Origin of the sequence: Microbacterium sp. NPDC080220 (assembly GCF_040686395.1) — a bacterium.
Classification (GTDB): Bacteria; Actinomycetota; Actinomycetes; order Actinomycetales; family Microbacteriaceae; genus Microbacterium; species Microbacterium gawkjiense.
Map to the genome: position 1 here is coordinate 18578 of NZ_JBFBOP010000011.1, position 17010 is coordinate 35587.

The window sequence follows — 17010 nt, forward strand, 5'->3', positions numbered from 1 at the left end:
TGATGGTGCGGAATCGCTGCTGAGGTGAGGTGGGGGTCGCTGACGCGGTGCTACTTGGCGATAGCGGCATCGAGCGCATCGGTGAGGTCGCTCAGTTGGGTGAGCTCGAGCTTCTTCCCGTCGAGGAAGAACGTGGGAGTGCCCTGTACCCCCAGCGCTTCCCCTTCAGCGAAGTCCTCCTCCACCCGTTTCTTCACGTCGGGATCAGTGACCGCTGCGTCGTACGCGTCCATATCGAGCTGGAGTTCCTCGGCGAACGAGCGGAATAGGTTGGAATGATCGACCTGCTGGTCACCCCACGTCGACTGGGTCTGGAACATCTTGTTGTACATGTCCTCTACCCGACCCTGTTGCGCAGCCGCTTCGACAGCGAGCGCGGCGTTCATGGAGTTGAGGTGGCTGGGGATTGGGAAGTAACGGAAGGCGTAGTTGATCTTCCCGTCGTAGTCCTCGCGAAGCTGCTCGATGACCGGGTAGAACGCTCCGCACACCTCGCACTCGAAGTCGAGGAACTCCACCAGGGTAGGGGCGTCGGGATCAACCTGGTCGAGTACGTGCGTGTTGCTGCGGGTGGCAGGCAGGGCGCCTTCCGTCCCGGCGGCGTCGGGCGCCTGCGGCCGTGTGGCGTTGGTGTATATGACAGCTCCAACGACGATCGCAATGACGACGATCACAGCGATGAGCGTTACTTTCAGTGGCGTCGAGAGTCGGCGGGTTTGCGGGTCGGTTTGGGGGCTCATGGTTCTTGGCTCCGGGCGTCAGGGCGCTTCGTCGAGGACGGATTGGATGAGGGAGGACAGCAGTGCGGCAGATTCGAGCTGACCGATGATCCGTGCCGCGACCCTCCCCTGCGTGTCGATGACGAGGGTGGTGGGGGTGGCTTGGATCGGGGTGGCAGCTGCGAAGGCGAGCTTGACGTCCCCGTCGTTGACGTCGATTACGCTGGGGTAGGTGATGCCGTAGTCCTTCGCGAACGCGAGCGCTGTCGGTGCCTGGTCGTAGATGTTGACTCCGAGGAACCCGACATCGTCGGACTTGTGCGTCTGCCATGCTTCCTCGAGCATGGGTGCTTCCACCCGGCACGGCCCGCACGCGGCGTACCAGAAGTTGACGACGTACACCCTGCCGGTGAAATCCTTACTTGACACGTTGTCGCCGTGCTCGGTTTTCCCAGTGAAGGACACCGGTTCTCCACGGTCCTGCGCGGGCACTTGCACGACGGTCCCGTCTTGGGAGACGTACCCGGCGGAAGCGTCACTGGGGAACTCCGCCGACAACGATCGCCCCTGCGGCGCGCAGCCCGCGACCGCAGCCGCCATCCCGATCACGACTGCCGCGGCAACCACGACACGCCGGCGCCTATGCATGCGTCAGTGCCGGCTGCTGAGACCGGGCCGCCTTCAGGCGAGCTGCGGCGGGGCGGCGGGCGGCGCTGACACCGTTAAGGATGACGACAACTTCCGCGATCTCGTGCACGAGCACTACCCCCGCGAGCCCCAGGACTCCGAACAGAGCTAGTGGGAACAGGACGACGATGATCGCCAATGCGAGGCCGATGTTGATCGTCATGATGAGGCGTCCCCGACGCGCGTGTGCGAGGGCTCCGGGGATCAGACGTAGGTCGTTCCCGGTGAAGGCGATATCGGCCGACTCGATCGCCGCGGCAGACCCCTTCACTCCCATTGCGATACCCACAGTCGCAGTGGCCAGGGCCGGCGCGTCGTTGATACCGTCTCCGACCATTGCCGTCGGCCCGGATGCGACCAGCGTGGTGATGGCGTCAGCCTTATCCTTCGGGAGCTGCTCGGCGCGCACGTCCGTGATGCCGGCCTGGGCAGCCAAAGCACGGGCAGTGCGCTCATTGTCGCCCGTCAACATGACGGTGCTGACCCCTTGGGCGGCGAGCAGCTCGATCGTTTCGGCCGCCTCCGGCCGGAGCTCGTCGCGGACACCGATCAGGCCTGCGATCTCACCGTCGACCTCAACGACGACGACGGTCATACCGTCTTCAGCCATCCGCAGGGCGGAAGGCTGAAGAGTCCCCGGGTGCAGCCACCGCGTGTTTCCGACCCGCACAGCGGCTCCACCAACGCGACCTGTGATGCCGTGACCGGCTTCTTCTTCAACGTCTGTGCCGGGGGCGCTGTTCGGGGCGGCAGCGGTGATTGCGGCAGCAAGCGGATGCGTGCTGGTGGCTTCCAGTGCGGCGGCGGCGGCGAGAACGTCTTCCTCATTACGGCCCGGGGCTGCCTCGACCTCCACGACCTGCGGCTCGTTGCGGGTCAGGGTACCGGTCTTGTCCAGCGCCACATGCCGGATGGTCCCGAACTGTTCGAATGCTTCACCGGACTTGATCACGACACCGAACTTGGAAGCGGACCCGATGGCGCTGATGACGGTGACGGGCACGGCGATCGCTAGCGCGCACGGCGATGCGGCGACCAGCACGACCAGTGCACGTTCGATCCACAGCTGTGGCTCCCCGACGATGAACCCGAAGATCGCCACGAGGGCTGCCACGATCAGGACAAGCGGAACGAGTGGGCGGGCGATGCGGTCGGCGAGGCGCGCGCGCTCCCCCTTGCGTGCGTGCGCTTGTTCGACCAGCTCCACGATCTGGGTCAGCGAGTTGTCGCGTCCGTTCGCGGTTGCTTCGATGCGGAGCGTGGCGGAGCCATTGACGGATCCAGCCGGGACCGCGTCGCCGGGTACAACCTCGACAGGGATCGATTCGCCCGTGACCGCTGAGGTGTCAACGCTCGAACGCCCCTCCACGACGACCCCGTCGGTTGCAACCCGCTCCCCTGCCCCGACGACGATGATGTCGAGCTCACGAACCTCCGCCGCGGGGATGGTGACGTCTCCCGCGAGCCGGGACACCCGCACGGTGTCCGGGATGAGGGAGAGCAGCGCACGCAGCCCCTCTTTGGCCCGGTCCATCGCCCGGTCTTCCAGGGCCTCAGCGAGGGAGAACAGGAACGCGAGTGTCGCCGCCTCGCCGACATGCCCGAGCGCCACTGCCCCAACCGCCGCAATCGTCATGAGCAGTCCCACGCCCAGACGGCCACGGATCAGTCGACGCACCGCACCGGGGACGAAGGTGTAAGCCCCAGCGAGCAGCGCGATCCAGTGGAAGACGAGGGCGGGGAAAGGACTGCCGGTCCACTCGAAGATGTACCCGAGGAGCAGTGTCACGCCGGCGATCGCGGAAGGGAGCAACGCAGTGTCCCGCCAGAGCGGCGGTCTCACTTCCGTGAGCCCGTGACCGCGCTCGTCGCCGCTGTCCTTCACTTCGGAGTCGCAGCACGCATCTCCCTCAGCGTGTGTTGGAGGCTGAGGCGCGGCGTGGTCGTCTACCGGCCCGCAGCAGGCGTCCCCCGCCCCGTGCGGTTGCTGCAGCTGAACTCTGCGGGGGGCCTTCGGAGTTTTTGTCTTGCGGGGCTCGTCGGGGCCGCAGCACTCTTCGCTCATCGAGCATCCTCCACATCGGCGGTGGCTGCCGGAGTGCAGCACAAGGGGACATCGCAGTCCTCCTTCGTGCACGGCTCACCATCGTCAACGGCGACGACAGCGTCGACGAGCAACATGATCGCGCGCGTGAGGTGCGGGTCGGAGATTTCATACCGGGTGCGGCGGCCTTCAGGGGTTGCGACGACGAGCCCGCACCCCCGGAGGCAGGAGAGATGATTCGACACGTTGGTGCGTGAAAGTTCGAGAGACTCAGACAGTCGCGCGGGATACCCCGGGCCGGAAAGCAGCTCGAGCAGGATTCGTGATCGGGTGGGATCGGCCATGGCCCGACCAAGTCGGTTCATCACATCGACCCGCGACGCAATAGTCAGCATGTACTGATCATACATCGGCTGCTGTAGAGTCGTCGACGAGTTGCGGCCGTCATTTGGTCGCTGTTATTCCGCAGGCTGTGCATCCTCACGGCACCGCCGATCACAGGGGACGAACTGATGATGCTCGATCCGTGGCGCACCCGCGTCGTCGATGTCCGTGCTCTGGAGACCGAGCGCCAGACCGCATCTCCGGTACGCTCGTGACCCCGGGACTGACGATCGCCGAGGGTGCCCTGTGGGTGGCGTTGCCCCTTGCGGTGTTGGCCGGGTTCATCTCCTTCGTGTCGCCCTGCGTGCTGCCGCTGGTTCCCGGGTATCTCGGATATCTCGGCGCCGCGTCGGACTCCTCCGTCGCTGCCGGCGCGCGATCGACCTCCGTGTCACGACGTCGCCTGCTCGCCGGTGTGGCCCTGTTCATTGCGGGGTTCACTGTCGTGTTTGTTGCCGTCACCATTTTGGGCGGGACGTTCGGGATGCTGCTTCTTCGCTACACCGACATCATCACCCGCATATTCGGTGTGGTGGTGATGGCGATGGGGTTGGTTTTCCTAGGCCTGTTCGGTCGCCTGCAACGGACCGCGCGCCCTCGCACACAGAACCGGGTCGGACTGGTGGGGGCGCCGCTGTTGGGCTTCGCGTTGGGAGTCGGGTGGACGCCGTGCATCGGCCCCACGCTCGCGGCGATCATCTCCGTGTCGTGGAATCTCGGCGACCCGCTGCGGGCGGGGCTACTCGGTCTTGCCTACTCACTCGGCCTCGGTCTTCCTTTCTTCGTCCTCGCCCTCGGGTTGGGGTGGGCAACCCGAACGGTCGGGTTCCTCCGCCGCCACATTCGGACCCTCAACATCATCGGAGGAGCCATCCTGTTCCTCCTCGGTGTGCTGATGGTGACCGGCGTGTGGAGCATGTTCATGTCCGCTCTGCAACAGGTGGTGGTCAATGTCCCCCTCCCCCTCTGAAAACCGGCCCCCCTCGACGGGCGACCCGCTACGACCATCGGACCACGCCGACAGCCAGACACCACCCCCGGACCGCGACGCGGTGTCCGCCCGCTTGAGCCCGATCGAATGGGCAAGGTGGGGGTGGCGGCAGTTGACGAGCATGAAGACCGCACTGGTCCTGCTGCTGCTGCTTGCTATAGCGGCAGTTCCGGGATCGCTGTTCCCCCAACGCACCGCGGACCCCAACGGCGTGATCCAATGGGAGAAGAACAATCCGGACTGGTACAACCTCGCCGACACGGTCGGGATGTTCAACGTCTACGGCTCGGTGTGGTTCTCTGCCATCTACCTCCTACTGTTCGCATCGCTTATTGGCTGCGTGATCCCTCGGGCCAAGCACCACTGGAAGGCACTGCGCGCTGCGCCGCCGCGGACCCCGGCTCGACTCTCACGCTTGGACACCTACCGCAGCGTCAGCTTTTCGCCCACGCCGCCGGAGATCACTGGGAACCAGGCGGCGGCGCAGGCGATCGACGTGGCTCTCGCGCAGCTGCGGCGCGACGGGTACCGCACACACCGTTACAACGACCGCAGCGGATGGATGTCCGTCTCCGCCGAGCGCGGCTACCTCCGCGAAACGGGGAACCTCATCTTCCACGTCGCCCTCATCGGCGTGCTGGTCTCGGTCGGTGTTGGTGGCGCGATGGCCTACACCGGGCAGCGAGTGATCGTCGAGGGAACCACGTTCGTCAATGCCCTCAGCGACTACTCGTCCTTCACTCCGGGCCGTCTCGCAGACAGCACGAACCTGCCGCCGTACTCACTGACCCTCGACCGGTTCAATGTCGAATACGAGACGCCCGGCAGCCCCGGCGCCGGGCAGGCGGGCAACTTCTCCGCCAACCTCAGCATCCGAGACGCCGGCGGCACCCGGAGGGAAGAAGCCGTACGCGTCAATTACCCCATCGACGTCGCCGGGGACCGAATCTACCTCCTCGGCAACGGGTACGCACCGACGATCACTGTCCGAAACGCCGACGGAGACGTCGCCTACAGCGAGTCACAACCCTTCCTCCCCCAGGACGGCAACATGACCTCGCTCGGCATAGTGAAAGTGCCCGACGGGCTCCCAGAACAGGTGGGACTGGTCGGGTTCCTCTACCCCACCAAAGGGGCACTCCCGTCGGGAGCGTTCACCTCGATCTATCCCGATTTAGCCAGCCCGCTGCTGACGCTCAACGTCTTCAGCGGCGACCTAGGGATCAATGACGGAACCCCTCGATCCGTGTACACCCTCGACACCCAAACGCTGCAACAACAGACCGGTGGAACCACCGGACTTGCATCCCTCCAACTCGGCCCCGGTGATACCGCCGATCTCCCGAACGGGTGGGGAACGGTCACCTGGGAAGACGAGACCCCGACCATCGGTGAGCCGGTCAAGCGATTCGCGTCCCTCCAGATACAGCGCGACCCAAGCGGCATCTGGGTGCTCGTCTTCGCCACCCTCGCGACCGCCGGTCTCTTCGCCGGCCTGTTCGTCCCCCGTCGTCGGGTGTGGATCAAAGCCCACGCCGCGACAGATCGAGTCGAGCTCGAGTACGCCGGGCTTGCCCGAGGTGAGGATCCCACTCTCGCCCGAGCTCTCGACGAGATCGTCGACAAACATCAAGAACAACTGATCAGGAGGCCTGGGGCACCCAGCAACGACCGCGCCTCCGACTCGAACTCTCGACTGAGCGATAGGCGCACGCAATGACACTTCCTCCCGACGTCGTGTCTTCCACCAGGAACAGCCGGGAGCCGGTCTTTGGTCTGTTCCTCGTTGTGGCCGGCACGATCGGATTGCTGGCAGCACTCGCCCTGTCGATCGAGAAGGTCGAAAAACTGCAGAACCCACAGGAAGGGTTGAGCTGCGACTTCTCCGTTCTCGTGCAATGCTCCGCGAACCTAGACAGCCCTCAAGGCGCCGTGCTCGGCTTTCCCAACCCCTTCCTCGGCCTGATCGGGTTCGCGCTCGTTGCCTGTGTCGGCGTGGCAACCTGGGCCACCCCTCACCTCTCCCGGTGGTTCTGGGCCACCTTCAACGCCGGGATCCTGGGCGCGGGTCTATTCGTGGCATGGCTCATCAGCCAGAGCATCTACGTCCTCGGCACCCTCTGCCCCTGGTGCCTCGTCGTCTGGACGGTCACCATCCCCCTCGTCATCTTCGTCACCGGCCGCAACCTCCGCCGCGGCACTTTCGGTAAGCGCGGCATCGCGCTCGGAGAACGAGCATGGCCATGGCTCCCCCTGACAACCATCGCCACATACACGGTGATCGCAGTCCTCGCCCAGATCCGGCTCAACGTTCTCGAGAGCCTCGTCTAAGTGCCTCCGAGGGGCGGCCTGGCGACATAAGACCGATTATCGGCATACGGCGGCACGTCACCGATGCGGAGGCGGATCGCCCAGCTGGGATGTGCTCGCTTCCTCCCGGGGATAGTGCGTGACCGGGCGGCGCCCGAGTTCCAGGTCGGAGAAGTCGTCCGAGGCATACAGCTCAGTCGGTGAACGACGGCGGCCCCTTGCTCGGTGAACCGAAAAGCGCGCTGCTCCGATTGCCAGCGCCGCGAATGCGCATACGAGGAGAATGAGCCAGGGGGAGCCTGACCCGCTTTTCCGGACACCAACTTTGAGGCGATGATCGTCTCGGAAGGAGTCCGTGAGATGCCTGCTGCCCACCCGCCGGAGTTTCGGCGTCGAGCCCTCGATCTCGTTGCCCAGGGCAACCCGGTTGCGCAGACCGCGCGTGATCTCGGGATCAGTGAGTCCTGTCTGCGGAACTGGATGAACCGGGATGCGGTCGACTCCGGCCGCAAGGCCGGGGTCACGACCGACGAGCACAAGGAGCTCGTTGAGCTGCGGCGCCGCAACCGTGTGCTGGAGATGGAGATTGAGATCCTCAAGCGCGCCAGCGCGTACTTCGCGAGGGAGAACGTGCTCCCAAAATAGGGTTCCGGCTGGTCCAGGAGCTCGCCGCGGACGGTGTTCCCGTCGTGGTGGCCTGCCGGTTCCTGAGCGTCTCGAAGTCTGGCTTCTACGAGTGGGTGCGTCGACCGCCATCACCGCGGGCTCTCGCGGATGCGGAGCTGACGATGACGATCCGTCGCATTCACGCTGATTCCCGCGAAACCTATGGTTCTCCTCGCGTGCTGGCGGAGTTGCGACTCGGGCTCGGCGTTCACGTCGGCCGGAAGCGCGTCGCGAGGCTGATGCGGCGGGATGGGCTGGTCGGTGTCTCGCATCGCCGCAAACGGCGCGGCTGGAAGCCGGACACCGCCACGCACGAGGACCTCGTGAAGCGGCAGTTCCGCGCCGACGCGCCGAACCGGCTCTGGTTCTGCGACATCACGCAGCACCGCGCGAGGGACGGATGGGTTTACTGCGCCGCCGTGATCGACGCGTCCAGCCGCCGGATCGTGGGCTGGTCGATCTCGGATCGGATCACCGCAGAGATCGTTGTTGACGCGCTCGAAATGGCCCGGTGGCGCCGCCGCCCCGAGCCCGGAACCGTGGTCCACGCGGATCGAGGAGCGCAATACACCTCGTGGCTCTTCGGGCACCGACTCCGCCAAGCAGGTCTCCTCGGCTCGATGGGCAGAGTCGCCTCAAGCGTCGATAACGCCCTCATCGAGAGCTTCTGGTCAACGATGCAGCGCGAGCTACTGGATCGCACGTCCTGGGACTCAAGGACGCAACTCGCGTCGGCCATGTTCGAGTGGATCGAGGGGTTCTACAACCCGCCGCCGGTGACACCAGCCTCGGCAACCTCAGCCCCGCCGAATACGAAGCCCTTCACACCGCCGCCGAAATCGCGGCATGATCAACACACAAGAACCGTCCGGGAAACCGGGTCAGGCTCCACTCCCCCGCCGCGCCGGACACGTCCCGACGCCGCCCATCACGATGGTGCTGCACCAGGAGCAACTCACCATCACCAGGAGGGCCGTGCCTGTGGAGGCCGTCACGGTGCGAGTATCGAGGGCGCAACGCGAGCACCGTATTGATGAAACTCCCCGCCATGAACAGGTCGACATCGTCGAGCACGACATCTCCCGTGGAGACCAGCAAAACCCTGAGAGCTTCGATCCAGAGCCTGCGAGCTCGGATGTTGGGCAGGGCGACCGGGGCCGTTTACGTCGATAGCGATACCGCTATCTCGAATGAGCCACTCCGCTCCCAACGAAAAAGGATCGCTTTGTCAGACACCATCATTTTCGATGTCGACGGGACACTCGTGGACAGCAACTATCAGCACACGCTCGCCTGGTACCGGGCACTGCGACGTAGCGGCATCACGGTGCCGATCTGGCGCATCCATCGCACGATCGGGATGGGTGGGGACAAGCTGATCGCCGAAGTCGCCGGACCCTCCGCAGAGAACGCGCGCGGCGCCGAGATCCGAGCTGCGTGGGAGGAGGAGTTCGAACTGCTGATCGATGAGATCCAGCCCCTTCCGGGCGCGCACGAACTCCTTGTTGAGACGAAACGACGAGGGTTCCAGATTGTGCTGGCAAGCTCGGGAAAGGCAGCGCACGTTGAGCGCAGCCTGGACCTGATCGACGCGCGGGGGCTCGCTGACGCATGGACCACTTCGGAAGATGCCTCCGACAGCAAACCTGCACCGGACCTGGTTGACACGGCACTGAAGAAGGTGTCCCGCTCCAGTGGGGTCATGATCGGAGACTCGACGTGGGATGTCATCGCCGCGGGCCGGCTCGACGTGAAAACGATCGCCCTGCTCACGGGTGGCTCCTCACGCGCCGAGCTCAGCGAGGCCGGCGCGATCGCCGTCTTCGACTCACCGCAGGACCTTCTCGACCATTTGGACATCACCCCGCTGCACCATCCCTCTGACGGGGTGGGAAGGACAGTTCAGACCTGAGCTGCGGACCTCTGTCAGGCGACGTCATCGCTCCCACCGGCACGAAGGCCAGGTTCAGTGTCGTAGCGGCTATCGGATGTGAAGGGCGCCGGGCTGGACAGTCACGGTGAAGGAGTCGGTTTCGCCGATCTGTTCGCCGTCGATTTCGAACGGTCGGGGACCGGGGAGGGTGACGTCGAGTTTGCGGGCGCGGGCGTGGGTGACCGTGTCGGTGCTGGTGGTTTCCTCGGTACTGCTGATGAGTCGTTTGAGTCCGTTGTCCCACAGCATCGTCTTGAGCGTTCCTGCCCATTGCGCGATGCCTTCGGCGCTGAGCAGGAGGTAGTCCAGCTCCCCGTCGGAGGGGTCCGCGTCGGGGAGCAGGGTGAATCCGCCCTGGAGGGTGCCGCAGTTGGCGATGAGCAGGGTGTGGCCTTCTTCATCGCGGGCCGGCTGGTCATCGGCGGTGATGTGGAAGGGGACGACGTCGCTGGCGGCGAGAGCACGACCGAGGGATTCGACGTAGGCGAGCCAACCGGCTTTGTCTTTCAGGTCGTCGTTGGTTTCGGCGATCATGTGCGCGTCGATTCCGAATCCGACCATGACGACGAAGCCGTGTCGTTCGCGCCCGCTGATCAGATTGACGTCGACCCAGCCCATGTCCACCTTCCGCGGGGTGCCGGTGAGTGCGCGGGTGAACGCTGCCGGGATGTCGCCGAGGGGGATGTCCAGATTGCGGGCGAGGAGGTTCCCGGTGCCGAGAGGGACGATGCCCAGATCGAGCGCCGACGGGCTGCTGGCGAGGTGTTCGGCGACAGCCCGGACAGTGCCATCACCCCCGGCGGCGATGATGAGGTCAGGCGTGGTGGCAACTGCGCGGCGGGTGGCGTCCCCGCCGGGGTCATTCTCGGTGGTCTCCCACCAGGACACCTCGGGGGCTGTGGCGTCCTGAAGGGCCGCAGATAGTCCTTCACTGAGCGTGTCCTTATCCGTCTTGGACGGGTTCCACACGATGGCAAGTCGACGTGTCATGAGGAGTCCTTTCGCGGGACACCGCGAGCCGGCCGTGCCGGATGAGGGGCATGGTCCGGCTCGCGCGTGTTCGTGTGTGCTTACTCGGCGTGCTCGTCTTCTTCAGGTTCGAAGGTGGACGCGGTCCCGGTGTGTCCGGCAGCGATACCGGCGGGGTGGTTGGGGATGGTGCCGTCGCCGCCGAGACCGCCCGGCTTGGTGGTGCCGTCGGAGTCATGCGTGGGGACTTCGATGTCGGGACCTTCCAGCGAGTTGTCTTCTGACAGCGGGGTGGTGTTCTCGGTCATGATCTGCTCCTTCAGGGTGCTGTTATGGTGCGGGGAGGTGGGGAGGACATCGCAGGGGGACGCGGTTCCTCCCCACCGGTCTGCTACCGGAGGTCGTCCTTGACGTTCTCAGCGGCCTTCTTCATCTTGGCTTCGGCTTGGTCGGCGGCGCCTTCGGCGGCGAGCTTGTCGTTGTCGGTGGCGGTGCCGATCTTCTCCTTGGCCTTGCCAGTGAGATCCTGCGCGGCGTTCTTGATCTTGTCGTCGAGTCCCATGACGGGCTCCCTTCCCTGGTGGTGTGGCACCGCGTGTGCGGGGCGTGTGGTGTTCAGTTGTCGTCGGAGTTGATAACGGCGTCCTCGGCGGCGTCCATCGCCGCCTGACCTTCCTCGGGTGATTCGGATCCTGCGGACGCTGCGGAATCGTCCTCAACGGTGGTGTCGTCTTCGTCGTCACCCTGCGACGGCCGGTCCGCGCGTGAACCATTCATCGTGATCTCCCTTTCCCTTGCAACTGATTGGTCGTGCGGTGATGAGCGGGTTCCGGTGTGGGCCGATGTCAGCCGGAGGGGTTCTCGAGGGGAAACCCGTCCTCGTCCGTGGTCTCGGGGAGGGGTTCGCGGTGCTCACCGGAATCCTGCTCTTCGCGGTCATTGTCCGCCGACTCGAGCTCACGTCTACTTTTCGTCATGGGTCAACCCCGGCGGGTGAGGCGGTGCAGGAATCCGGCGACGGGACGCTGCTGCTCGCCCTGCTGTGCGCCGAGGACGATGAGCACGCCGGTGAGGGCGGGAAGCACCCACTGGAGGACGCGCTGTTGACGCTGCGCGGAGGTGAGTTCCGGCGACGCCGTCTCATCGGCTTCGGTGACACCCTCGCCACCCTCGTCGGCGTGTTTGGCGATCTTGGTGCCGAGGATCCCGGCGTAGAGGGTCGCTGCTGCCGCGGCGGCGGTGAGGGCGAACTTCACCTTCGTGTTCGTGCGGGACTCCGGCTGGGCGGCGATCCTTGACTTGTTGCCGAGGATGAGGCCGGCACCGCCGATGCCGTGTGCGATGATCGCCGCCAGCTGGACCGGTGCCCACTTAGCCCATCCGATAGAGGACAGCCGCAGACGCTCGGCGGGGTCGGCGGCTTTCGCTGTGCCGCCGTTGAGGCCGACAGCGCCCATCAAAGTGCCCCCGAACCACGCGGCCAGGCCCACGTCGTGCAGAGATCGGACAACAGTATTGCGACCAGTCATGATGCGGTTCCTATCCGTGAAAGCGTGTTGCTGCGTGTAGTGAGGTGGGGTCAGGACTTGGCTTTGCGGCCGACGAGGAAGCCGTAGATGAGGAGGACGATGAGCGATCCACCGATGGCGAGGAGCCAGGTCTGCAGGGAGAAGAACTCTTCGAGCGGGGCATTGAACAGCACGCTGCCCAGCCATCCCCCCAGGAGTGCACCCACAACACCGAGGAGGAGGGTGATGAACCAGCCGCCCCCCTGCTTGCCGGGAAGGATCAGTTTGGCGATGGCGCCGGCGATCAGGCCGAGGAGAAGAAATCCGAGAAAACCCATGAGTCTGTCTTTCTGTGCGGGGTCGCGACGGGTCAGTCGCGGCGGGTGAGGGTGGCGAGGACGGCGGTCAGCCCGGCGAGGGATACCGCGCCGATGATGAGCACGCGGGCCGGGTTGGCGCGGTAGGCGGTGCGCAGCTTGTCGAGCCCATCGTTGACGAGGATGCCGGCCTTATCGATCACCTCGGTCACAATCTGGCCGAGGTCACCGGTTTTGCCCTTCGCGGCGTTCGAGGTCTTGTCAATGGCGTCGCGTGCGGTGTCGATGGTGTTGTCGGTATCTGAGGCCATGGGGTGCCCTTCTGGACTATCTGGTGACGGCGCGGGTCAGCGTGCGGCTGCCAGCTGTGGTGGTTTTGCGTGCGGCGCGCACGCCCCGCGTGTTCCACGCCTTCTTCGCGTTCTTCTTGATCGAGTGGTACCGGCCACGGCCGGCGCGAGCGCCAAGCGTGTAGGCACCGAACGCGATGGCGGCGACGAACAGGATGCGGAGGGAGGTCATGGCGGTCTTTCGCTGTGGCTAGGAGAGGCGACGCTGGTCGTGGGCCAGCTTGGCGCGCAACCCGGAGTGCACCGAGATGTACGTGTCGACGTTCTTTCCGGTCAATGTCGCCAGGTTGGAGACGAGTTGGTCCACGTCTGCGACCACCTGGGCTGGGGACGTGCCCTGCCGCGGTGTCACGCTGACGTGCATGACCGGGGTCTTGCGGATGTCGTTGGCGGTGACTGAGGAGAACAGGATCTCGTCGCGCTGGTCCAGGGAGTGCTTGAGAGCGTCGGAGACGAATGATTCCTGCACCGTGACCCGGCCCAGCGGGTTCTGTGCGCCGGTGGAGCGCAGAACCGTGTGGGAGCGTCCACCGCCGACGCGGGTGAGCGCGACGATGAGGAGGATGACGAGGAACAGGATCAGCGCGAGCGCGGCGATCGCGATCCAGCTGATGGTGGTCGCGCCGACCGTGGTGGTAGCGATCGCGTTGTCCAGCCATCCCTGCCCGGCTTCGGTTGCTCCGGTCCAGTACTCTGCGCTGGCGGGCCAGACGATGATGGTGACCAGCACGGCCCCGATGGCCAGGAACAGGATGCCGACGATGAAAAGGACGATTCTGTTCAGGGCACGGTTGGTGCGGTTCATTGCTCGTCCTCGTTCTGTTTCGGGCGCTCCACGCGCACGCGGGTCTTCACTCGGGGTGCGAGCTGGTAGCTGTCCACCTTCGCGGCCGCGAGTTGCTGGATGGGTGCTTTGTCGACCGGGACGCCGACGGCAGGTCGCACGGTGACGTCGACGGTGCGGTGTGAGACACCGACGGTGATGTCCTCGCGGGCGATGCCGGTCTCGTCGCTCAGATGCTGGGCGACAGATGCGGCGATCACCCCGTTGTCCACCAGCACAGCACGACTCTCGTGCTGCATCTGGTGTTTCGACAGCCGGCCGGGCGCGAGCGCCAGGAACACGAAGATGACGCCGAGTACGGCGAGCACCACACCGAACGCGGCGACCAGCCATCCCGGCTGCTGCGTGGGCAGCCCGATCAGCCACGTCGCGGCGGCCGCAGGCCCCAACAGCAGCGCCGGCTGTGCGAGCAGGAACAGGACGATCTCGGTACCGATGTAGATCAGCACGATCAGCAGCAGCACGACCGCGATGATCATCGCGACGGTGCGGGGCGAGTGGGTTTCACGCCGCAGGACGCGGCGGAAAGCAGGGGAGCTCATTTCACTCTTCTCTTCTGCTCATCGATCACGGCACCGGTGATGGTGATGTTCACCCGAGTGACGTCGCGTCCGGTGACGTGCGCGATGCGGTCCCTGAGCTGTTCTTGCGCGGTCTGCACCCGCTGAAGGATCGGGGCGCCGGCGTGGATCGCGGCGGTGTCGTCCAGGTGCGGGATCGGAAGGGGTGTTCGGATGGTGAGGGCTATTCCGCCCCGCGCTTCCGACACCCCCACCGATACGTCACCGCGATCCACCCGAAGGGTGGTGGCAGTCGCTTCCTCGGCGACCTTCACGAGCACGCGCTCTTTGATGGTGATGCGGCCAGGGTAGGGCGAGGCGTCGGGCGACGCCCCGGCGGCGACCCGCGTGAGGTCGCCGCCGGCCTGGCCGGCTCCAGCCGCACTCATCACGAGGTGCGCCGGCCGGAGAACGCGTTCGCCAGGCCGCGCACGTCGAGCTTGCCCGACATTATCCGACCGACGAGCGCGCCGATTCCCATGAACAGGGCCACGAGGAGGAATCCCCAGAACCCGAACAGCAGGATCGAGACGGCGAGGATGACGCCCATCAGGGCGCCGGTGACGGTCGGGTTCATGAGACGCGCGACTCTTCCTCGTCCTTGTCGTCCGAGGGCAGGTGCACGTCGTTGACCTCGACGTTGACCTCGACGACCTCGAGGCCGACCAGCTGGCTGATCGCTCCGCTGACCGCAGCGCGGACGTTGGAGGCGACCTCCTGGACCGGCATCGGATACTCCACGACGATGGTGATGTCCGCCGCGGCCTGCGTCTCGCCGACCTCGACCTTGACGCCCTGCGTCTTGTCGTCCGCGTTCACGACGCTGCGGATCGCACCGAGCGCACGGGCGCCGCCGCCACCGAGCGCGTACACGCCGGGAACCTCACGGGCAGCGATCCCGGCGACCTTGGCGACCACGCCGTCGGCGATCGTCGTCTTGCCGGCTGCGGAGTCATCCGCGGCCGGACGGGCGGGCGCGGTGCGGTCCACACGTGATCCGGCGAACGCCGGGGCCGGGGTGGTGGGGGTCTGGTCTTCGGTAGCCATTGCAGTCCTTCTAACTGTTGAGGTAGGAGAACGCAACCACCTAGGGGGTTGCTGTTCTGGGCGATAAATTTCGCTTCACAAGTTAGAGACCCGTTCCGGCCGATTCGTCACAAAAAGAGTCCATGACCGCACCACGGAAGCAGTTCGCGGAAGTCATCGCGGATGAGATCCTCGTCCAGCGTGCCGTGCAGGGTGACGTGGCGGCGTTCGAAGTGCTGATCCGCAGACACGGACCCCTGATGCGCGCATATGTCACCCGCATCGTGGGGTCCCTCACCGAGGCCGACGACGTGGTGCAAGAAGCGTTTTTCATCGCCTGGCGGCGACTACCCGAGCTCCGCGATCCCTCCGCGGTGAAGGCCTGGCTGATGCAGATCGCCAGCCGTCAGGCGTTCCGGCACCTCCGTCGCCGCCCGGCGGAGGACCCGCTCCCCATCCTGGAAGCCGCCCACCCGGCCGACACGCAACCGGAAAACGTCGCCATCCGTAACGCGCAACTCCGCGCCCTCGCCACCGCACTGGACACCCTGCCCCCGGACCTTCGACAAGCCTGGCTGTTGCGGGAGATCGCCCAGCTCAGCTACGACGACATCGCGAAACAGCTTGACATTCCCCGTACAACCGTTCGGGGGAAACTATCCAGAGCACGCGCGTCGATTTACGCGCAGATGGAGGAATGGCGGTGACTGACACGACACCCCGAACGCTGGACTGCGGGAAGACCATCGAAGAGCTCAGCGACTACCTCTCCGCCGACCGCATCCCCTACAACCCGTCCATCGAGACCTGCCCGGAATGTCTCAACGCCCTCCAGGCCCTCTCCGGCGTCTCACAACTCAGCCGAGACCTGCTCGCCCACGACGCGGCAACCCTCCCCCCGCCGCCGGCGAACTGGATGGAGCAGATCCTGGCGAGCATCCGTAACGAGGTCCGCGCCGGCAGGTCTGTGCCGCTGCACCACCCTGACCCCCGCGTCACCCTCACCGTCACCGAAGGTGCTCTCCGGGCGCTGATCCGCAGTATCGGCGACGACGTGCCAGGCATCGTCATCGGAAAGTGCCAGTTCGACGGGGACGTCGAAACCCCCGGCGCGCCCATCGATGTCACCGTGACCGCGAGCATCGCCTGGAAATCCCCGATCCCCGAAACTGCCATCCGCTTGCGAGACGCCGTCCGTGAAGCTCTCACCACCCACAGCCACCTCAACGTCATGTCCGTCAACGTCACCGTCGAAGACCTACACGGCTACACCACCACCCCCACCGAGGAGACGCCATGAGCAGCGACATCAACACCCCCCTCGCCTCCAACGCACTAGACCCCGTCGCCCTCACCGCGGTGGTGCTCGATATGGACAGCGTCATCGACATCTACCCGCCAGCGCCCACCCTCACTCAGGCGCCGCAACTGGTCGCCGCACTCCTCACCGGTGCACCCTCCCGCATCAACCGGGTCGACGTGCGAAGCGAGGGCACCACGCACACTCTGACGGCCCGGATCGGCACCCACCGACACACCCCCGCCCCGCAAGCCGCAGCCCACGTCGCTGACGCTCTCCTTGCCCGCATCCCCGACGGCCACGATGCGACCGTCACCATCCAGATCTCCCGGATCGCGTGAGACACACGGACTCCTTGATCCTCACTGCCGCGCTGGAATTCACCGACGACACTCTTCTGTT

Annotated in this window: 28 protein-coding genes; 10 read left to right on the forward strand and 18 right to left on the reverse strand. The window is 65.5% G+C overall.

The annotated features are described in order from the left end of the window. Positions 1 to 50 precede the first annotated feature (50 nt). The 4 genes from AB0P29_RS14510 to AB0P29_RS14525 form a co-directional block, all read right to left on the reverse strand. A complete protein-coding gene (locus AB0P29_RS14510) occupies positions 51 to 740 on the reverse strand; it encodes a thioredoxin domain-containing protein (protein ID WP_363380894.1) in 690 nt (229 codons plus the stop codon). A gap of 18 nt (positions 741 to 758) precedes the next feature. Continuing rightward, positions 759 to 1367 carry a TlpA disulfide reductase family protein gene (locus AB0P29_RS14515; protein WP_363380897.1) on the reverse strand — a complete coding sequence of 203 codons (609 nt, stop codon included), beginning with the start codon at positions 1365 to 1367 and terminating at the stop codon, positions 759 to 761. Continuing rightward, on the reverse strand, positions 1360 to 3249 hold the full coding sequence (locus tag AB0P29_RS14520; RefSeq protein WP_363380980.1) for a cation-translocating P-type ATPase: 1890 nt from the start codon (positions 3247 to 3249) through the stop codon (positions 1360 to 1362). Before AB0P29_RS14520 ends, AB0P29_RS14515 begins: the two co-directional genes overlap by 8 nt. Positions 3250 to 3467: 218 nt before the next feature. Further along, positions 3468 to 3845 (reverse strand): metalloregulator ArsR/SmtB family transcription factor, encoded by a 378-nt coding sequence (locus AB0P29_RS14525; protein WP_363380899.1) that lies wholly within the window; start codon positions 3843 to 3845, stop codon positions 3468 to 3470. A gap of 200 nt (positions 3846 to 4045) precedes the next feature. Between AB0P29_RS14525 and AB0P29_RS14530 the strand changes: the two genes are divergently transcribed. The 7 genes from AB0P29_RS14530 to AB0P29_RS14560 all read left to right on the forward strand — a co-directional run bounded on the left by AB0P29_RS14530 (position 4046) and on the right by AB0P29_RS14560 (position 9713). Next, positions 4046 to 4804 carry a cytochrome c biogenesis CcdA family protein gene (locus AB0P29_RS14530; RefSeq protein WP_363380902.1) on the forward strand — a complete coding sequence of 253 codons (759 nt, stop codon included), beginning with the start codon at positions 4046 to 4048 and terminating at the stop codon, positions 4802 to 4804. 142 nt (positions 4805 to 4946) lie between these two features. Next, complete coding sequence (locus AB0P29_RS14535; RefSeq protein WP_363380905.1) at positions 4947 to 6545, forward strand: cytochrome c biogenesis protein ResB; 1599 nt, start codon at positions 4947 to 4949, stop codon at positions 6543 to 6545. Then, positions 6542 to 7156 (forward strand): vitamin K epoxide reductase family protein, encoded by a 615-nt coding sequence (locus AB0P29_RS14540; RefSeq protein ID WP_363380907.1) that lies wholly within the window; start codon positions 6542 to 6544, stop codon positions 7154 to 7156. Before AB0P29_RS14535 ends, AB0P29_RS14540 begins: the two co-directional genes overlap by 4 nt. A 339-nt stretch (positions 7157 to 7495) precedes the next feature. Continuing rightward, positions 7496 to 7780, forward strand: coding sequence for a transposase (locus tag AB0P29_RS14545; protein ID WP_253035124.1), 285 nt, complete (start codon positions 7496 to 7498; stop codon positions 7778 to 7780). A gap of 8 nt (positions 7781 to 7788) precedes the next feature. After that, a complete protein-coding gene (locus AB0P29_RS14550; RefSeq protein WP_253035155.1) occupies positions 7789 to 8835 on the forward strand; it encodes an IS3 family transposase in 1047 nt (348 codons plus the stop codon). Further along, positions 8735 to 8974, forward strand: a complete 240-nt coding sequence (locus AB0P29_RS14555) for a DUF2382 domain-containing protein (protein WP_363380982.1) — start codon at positions 8735 to 8737, stop codon at positions 8972 to 8974. The genes AB0P29_RS14550 and AB0P29_RS14555 overlap by 101 nt, the downstream gene beginning before the upstream one ends. Positions 8975 to 9026: 52 nt before the next feature. Then, a complete protein-coding gene (locus tag AB0P29_RS14560; protein ID WP_253035125.1) occupies positions 9027 to 9713 on the forward strand; it encodes an HAD family hydrolase in 687 nt (228 codons plus the stop codon). Between the two features lie 69 nt (positions 9714 to 9782). On the opposite strand, the gene AB0P29_RS14565 is transcribed toward AB0P29_RS14560, so the two are convergent. From AB0P29_RS14565 to AB0P29_RS14630, 14 genes are all read right to left on the reverse strand, one after another. Next, complete coding sequence (locus AB0P29_RS14565; RefSeq protein WP_253035126.1) at positions 9783 to 10724, reverse strand: diacylglycerol kinase family protein; 942 nt, start codon at positions 10722 to 10724, stop codon at positions 9783 to 9785. Between the two features lie 80 nt (positions 10725 to 10804). After that, complete coding sequence (locus tag AB0P29_RS14570) at positions 10805 to 11011, reverse strand: hypothetical protein (RefSeq protein ID WP_253035127.1); 207 nt, start codon at positions 11009 to 11011, stop codon at positions 10805 to 10807. Positions 11012 to 11094: 83 nt separating this feature from the next. Next, the gene (locus AB0P29_RS14575; protein ID WP_253035128.1) at positions 11095 to 11265 is read right to left on the reverse strand and encodes a CsbD family protein; all 171 of its coding nucleotides are present in this window, start codon (positions 11263 to 11265) and stop codon (positions 11095 to 11097) included. Positions 11266 to 11318: 53 nt separating this feature from the next. After that, entirely contained in the window at positions 11319 to 11480 is a 162-nt protein-coding gene (locus tag AB0P29_RS14580) for a hypothetical protein (protein WP_253035129.1), read from the reverse strand. 68 nt (positions 11481 to 11548) lie between these two features. Then, positions 11549 to 11680 (reverse strand): hypothetical protein, encoded by a 132-nt coding sequence (locus AB0P29_RS14585; protein ID WP_290440435.1) that lies wholly within the window; start codon positions 11678 to 11680, stop codon positions 11549 to 11551. A gap of 3 nt (positions 11681 to 11683) precedes the next feature. Next, positions 11684 to 12232, reverse strand: coding sequence for a hypothetical protein (locus tag AB0P29_RS14590; protein ID WP_253035130.1), 549 nt, complete (start codon positions 12230 to 12232; stop codon positions 11684 to 11686). A 50-nt stretch (positions 12233 to 12282) separates the two neighbouring features. After that, positions 12283 to 12549 carry a GlsB/YeaQ/YmgE family stress response membrane protein gene (locus tag AB0P29_RS14595; RefSeq protein ID WP_253035131.1) on the reverse strand — a complete coding sequence of 89 codons (267 nt, stop codon included), beginning with the start codon at positions 12547 to 12549 and terminating at the stop codon, positions 12283 to 12285. Between the two features lie 32 nt (positions 12550 to 12581). Further along, the gene (locus AB0P29_RS14600; protein ID WP_253035132.1) at positions 12582 to 12839 is read right to left on the reverse strand and encodes a hypothetical protein; all 258 of its coding nucleotides are present in this window, start codon (positions 12837 to 12839) and stop codon (positions 12582 to 12584) included. 16 nt (positions 12840 to 12855) lie between these two features. After that, on the reverse strand, positions 12856 to 13050 hold the full coding sequence (locus AB0P29_RS14605) for a hypothetical protein (protein ID WP_253035133.1): 195 nt from the start codon (positions 13048 to 13050) through the stop codon (positions 12856 to 12858). Between the two features lie 18 nt (positions 13051 to 13068). Then, entirely contained in the window at positions 13069 to 13683 is a 615-nt protein-coding gene (locus AB0P29_RS14610) for a hypothetical protein (protein WP_253035134.1), read from the reverse strand. After that, complete coding sequence (locus AB0P29_RS14615) at positions 13680 to 14201, reverse strand: DUF6286 domain-containing protein (RefSeq protein ID WP_253035135.1); 522 nt, start codon at positions 14199 to 14201, stop codon at positions 13680 to 13682. The genes AB0P29_RS14610 and AB0P29_RS14615 overlap by 4 nt, the downstream gene beginning before the upstream one ends. Before the next feature lie 59 nt (positions 14202 to 14260). Next, positions 14261 to 14563, reverse strand: a complete 303-nt coding sequence (locus tag AB0P29_RS14620) for a hypothetical protein (RefSeq protein WP_253035136.1) — start codon at positions 14561 to 14563, stop codon at positions 14261 to 14263. A gap of 107 nt (positions 14564 to 14670) precedes the next feature. Next, complete coding sequence (locus AB0P29_RS14625) at positions 14671 to 14859, reverse strand: DUF2273 domain-containing protein (protein ID WP_127011604.1); 189 nt, start codon at positions 14857 to 14859, stop codon at positions 14671 to 14673. Beyond that, positions 14856 to 15329 carry an Asp23/Gls24 family envelope stress response protein gene (locus tag AB0P29_RS14630; protein ID WP_253035137.1) on the reverse strand — a complete coding sequence of 158 codons (474 nt, stop codon included), beginning with the start codon at positions 15327 to 15329 and terminating at the stop codon, positions 14856 to 14858. The genes AB0P29_RS14625 and AB0P29_RS14630 overlap by 4 nt, the downstream gene beginning before the upstream one ends. A 122-nt stretch (positions 15330 to 15451) precedes the next feature. Here AB0P29_RS14630 and AB0P29_RS14635 point away from each other — a divergent pair, with 122 nt between their 5' ends. Genes AB0P29_RS14635 through AB0P29_RS14645 form a run of 3 tightly spaced genes read left to right on the forward strand, consistent with a single transcriptional unit; the run spans position 15452 to position 16949 of the window. Next, positions 15452 to 16015 (forward strand): RNA polymerase sigma factor, encoded by a 564-nt coding sequence (locus AB0P29_RS14635; RefSeq protein ID WP_253035139.1) that lies wholly within the window; start codon positions 15452 to 15454, stop codon positions 16013 to 16015. Beyond that, positions 16006 to 16608, forward strand: a complete 603-nt coding sequence (locus AB0P29_RS14640) for an Asp23/Gls24 family envelope stress response protein (protein WP_253035140.1) — start codon at positions 16006 to 16008, stop codon at positions 16606 to 16608. The genes AB0P29_RS14635 and AB0P29_RS14640 overlap by 10 nt, the downstream gene beginning before the upstream one ends. Then, entirely contained in the window at positions 16605 to 16949 is a 345-nt protein-coding gene (locus tag AB0P29_RS14645; protein WP_253035141.1) for a hypothetical protein, read from the forward strand. The genes AB0P29_RS14640 and AB0P29_RS14645 overlap by 4 nt, the downstream gene beginning before the upstream one ends. The last annotated feature ends 61 nt before the right edge of the window (positions 16950 to 17010 follow it).

Coding starts and splice junctions, on each gene's coding strand:
- AB0P29_RS14510 (WP_363380894.1), bottom strand. CDS start 740: ATGAGCCCCCAAACCGACCCGCAAACCCGCCGACTCTCGACGCCACTG.
- AB0P29_RS14515 (WP_363380897.1), bottom strand. CDS start 1,367: ATGCATAGGCGCCGGCGTGTCGTGGTTGCCGCGGCAGTCGTGATCGGG.
- AB0P29_RS14525 (WP_363380899.1), bottom strand. CDS start 3,845: ATGCTGACTATTGCGTCGCGGGTCGATGTGATGAACCGACTTGGTCGG.
- AB0P29_RS14535 (WP_363380905.1), top strand. CDS start 4,947: ATGAAGACCGCACTGGTCCTGCTGCTGCTGCTTGCTATAGCGGCAGTT.
- AB0P29_RS14540 (WP_363380907.1), top strand. CDS start 6,542: ATGACACTTCCTCCCGACGTCGTGTCTTCCACCAGGAACAGCCGGGAG.
- AB0P29_RS14545 (WP_253035124.1), top strand. CDS start 7,496: ATGCCTGCTGCCCACCCGCCGGAGTTTCGGCGTCGAGCCCTCGATCTC.
- AB0P29_RS14555 (WP_363380982.1), top strand. CDS start 8,735: ATGGTGCTGCACCAGGAGCAACTCACCATCACCAGGAGGGCCGTGCCT.
- AB0P29_RS14565 (WP_253035126.1), bottom strand. CDS start 10,724: ATGACACGTCGACTTGCCATCGTGTGGAACCCGTCCAAGACGGATAAG.
- AB0P29_RS14570 (WP_253035127.1), bottom strand. CDS start 11,011: ATGACCGAGAACACCACCCCGCTGTCAGAAGACAACTCGCTGGAAGGT.
- AB0P29_RS14575 (WP_253035128.1), bottom strand. CDS start 11,265: ATGGGACTCGACGACAAGATCAAGAACGCCGCGCAGGATCTCACTGGC.
- AB0P29_RS14580 (WP_253035129.1), bottom strand. CDS start 11,480: ATGAATGGTTCACGCGCGGACCGGCCGTCGCAGGGTGACGACGAAGAC.
- AB0P29_RS14585 (WP_290440435.1), bottom strand. CDS start 11,680: ATGACGAAAAGTAGACGTGAGCTCGAGTCGGCGGACAATGACCGCGAA.
- AB0P29_RS14590 (WP_253035130.1), bottom strand. CDS start 12,232: ATGACTGGTCGCAATACTGTTGTCCGATCTCTGCACGACGTGGGCCTG.
- AB0P29_RS14595 (WP_253035131.1), bottom strand. CDS start 12,549: ATGGGTTTTCTCGGATTTCTTCTCCTCGGCCTGATCGCCGGCGCCATC.
- AB0P29_RS14600 (WP_253035132.1), bottom strand. CDS start 12,839: ATGGCCTCAGATACCGACAACACCATCGACACCGCACGCGACGCCATT.
- AB0P29_RS14605 (WP_253035133.1), bottom strand. CDS start 13,050: ATGACCTCCCTCCGCATCCTGTTCGTCGCCGCCATCGCGTTCGGTGCC.
- AB0P29_RS14610 (WP_253035134.1), bottom strand. CDS start 13,683: ATGAACCGCACCAACCGTGCCCTGAACAGAATCGTCCTTTTCATCGTC.
- AB0P29_RS14615 (WP_253035135.1), bottom strand. CDS start 14,201: ATGATCATCGCGGTCGTGCTGCTGCTGATCGTGCTGATCTACATCGGT.
- AB0P29_RS14625 (WP_127011604.1), bottom strand. CDS start 14,859: ATGAACCCGACCGTCACCGGCGCCCTGATGGGCGTCATCCTCGCCGTC.
- AB0P29_RS14630 (WP_253035137.1), bottom strand. CDS start 15,329: ATGGCTACCGAAGACCAGACCCCCACCACCCCGGCCCCGGCGTTCGCC.
- AB0P29_RS14635 (WP_253035139.1), top strand. CDS start 15,452: ATGACCGCACCACGGAAGCAGTTCGCGGAAGTCATCGCGGATGAGATC.
- AB0P29_RS14640 (WP_253035140.1), top strand. CDS start 16,006: ATGGCGGTGACTGACACGACACCCCGAACGCTGGACTGCGGGAAGACC.
- AB0P29_RS14645 (WP_253035141.1), top strand. CDS start 16,605: ATGAGCAGCGACATCAACACCCCCCTCGCCTCCAACGCACTAGACCCC.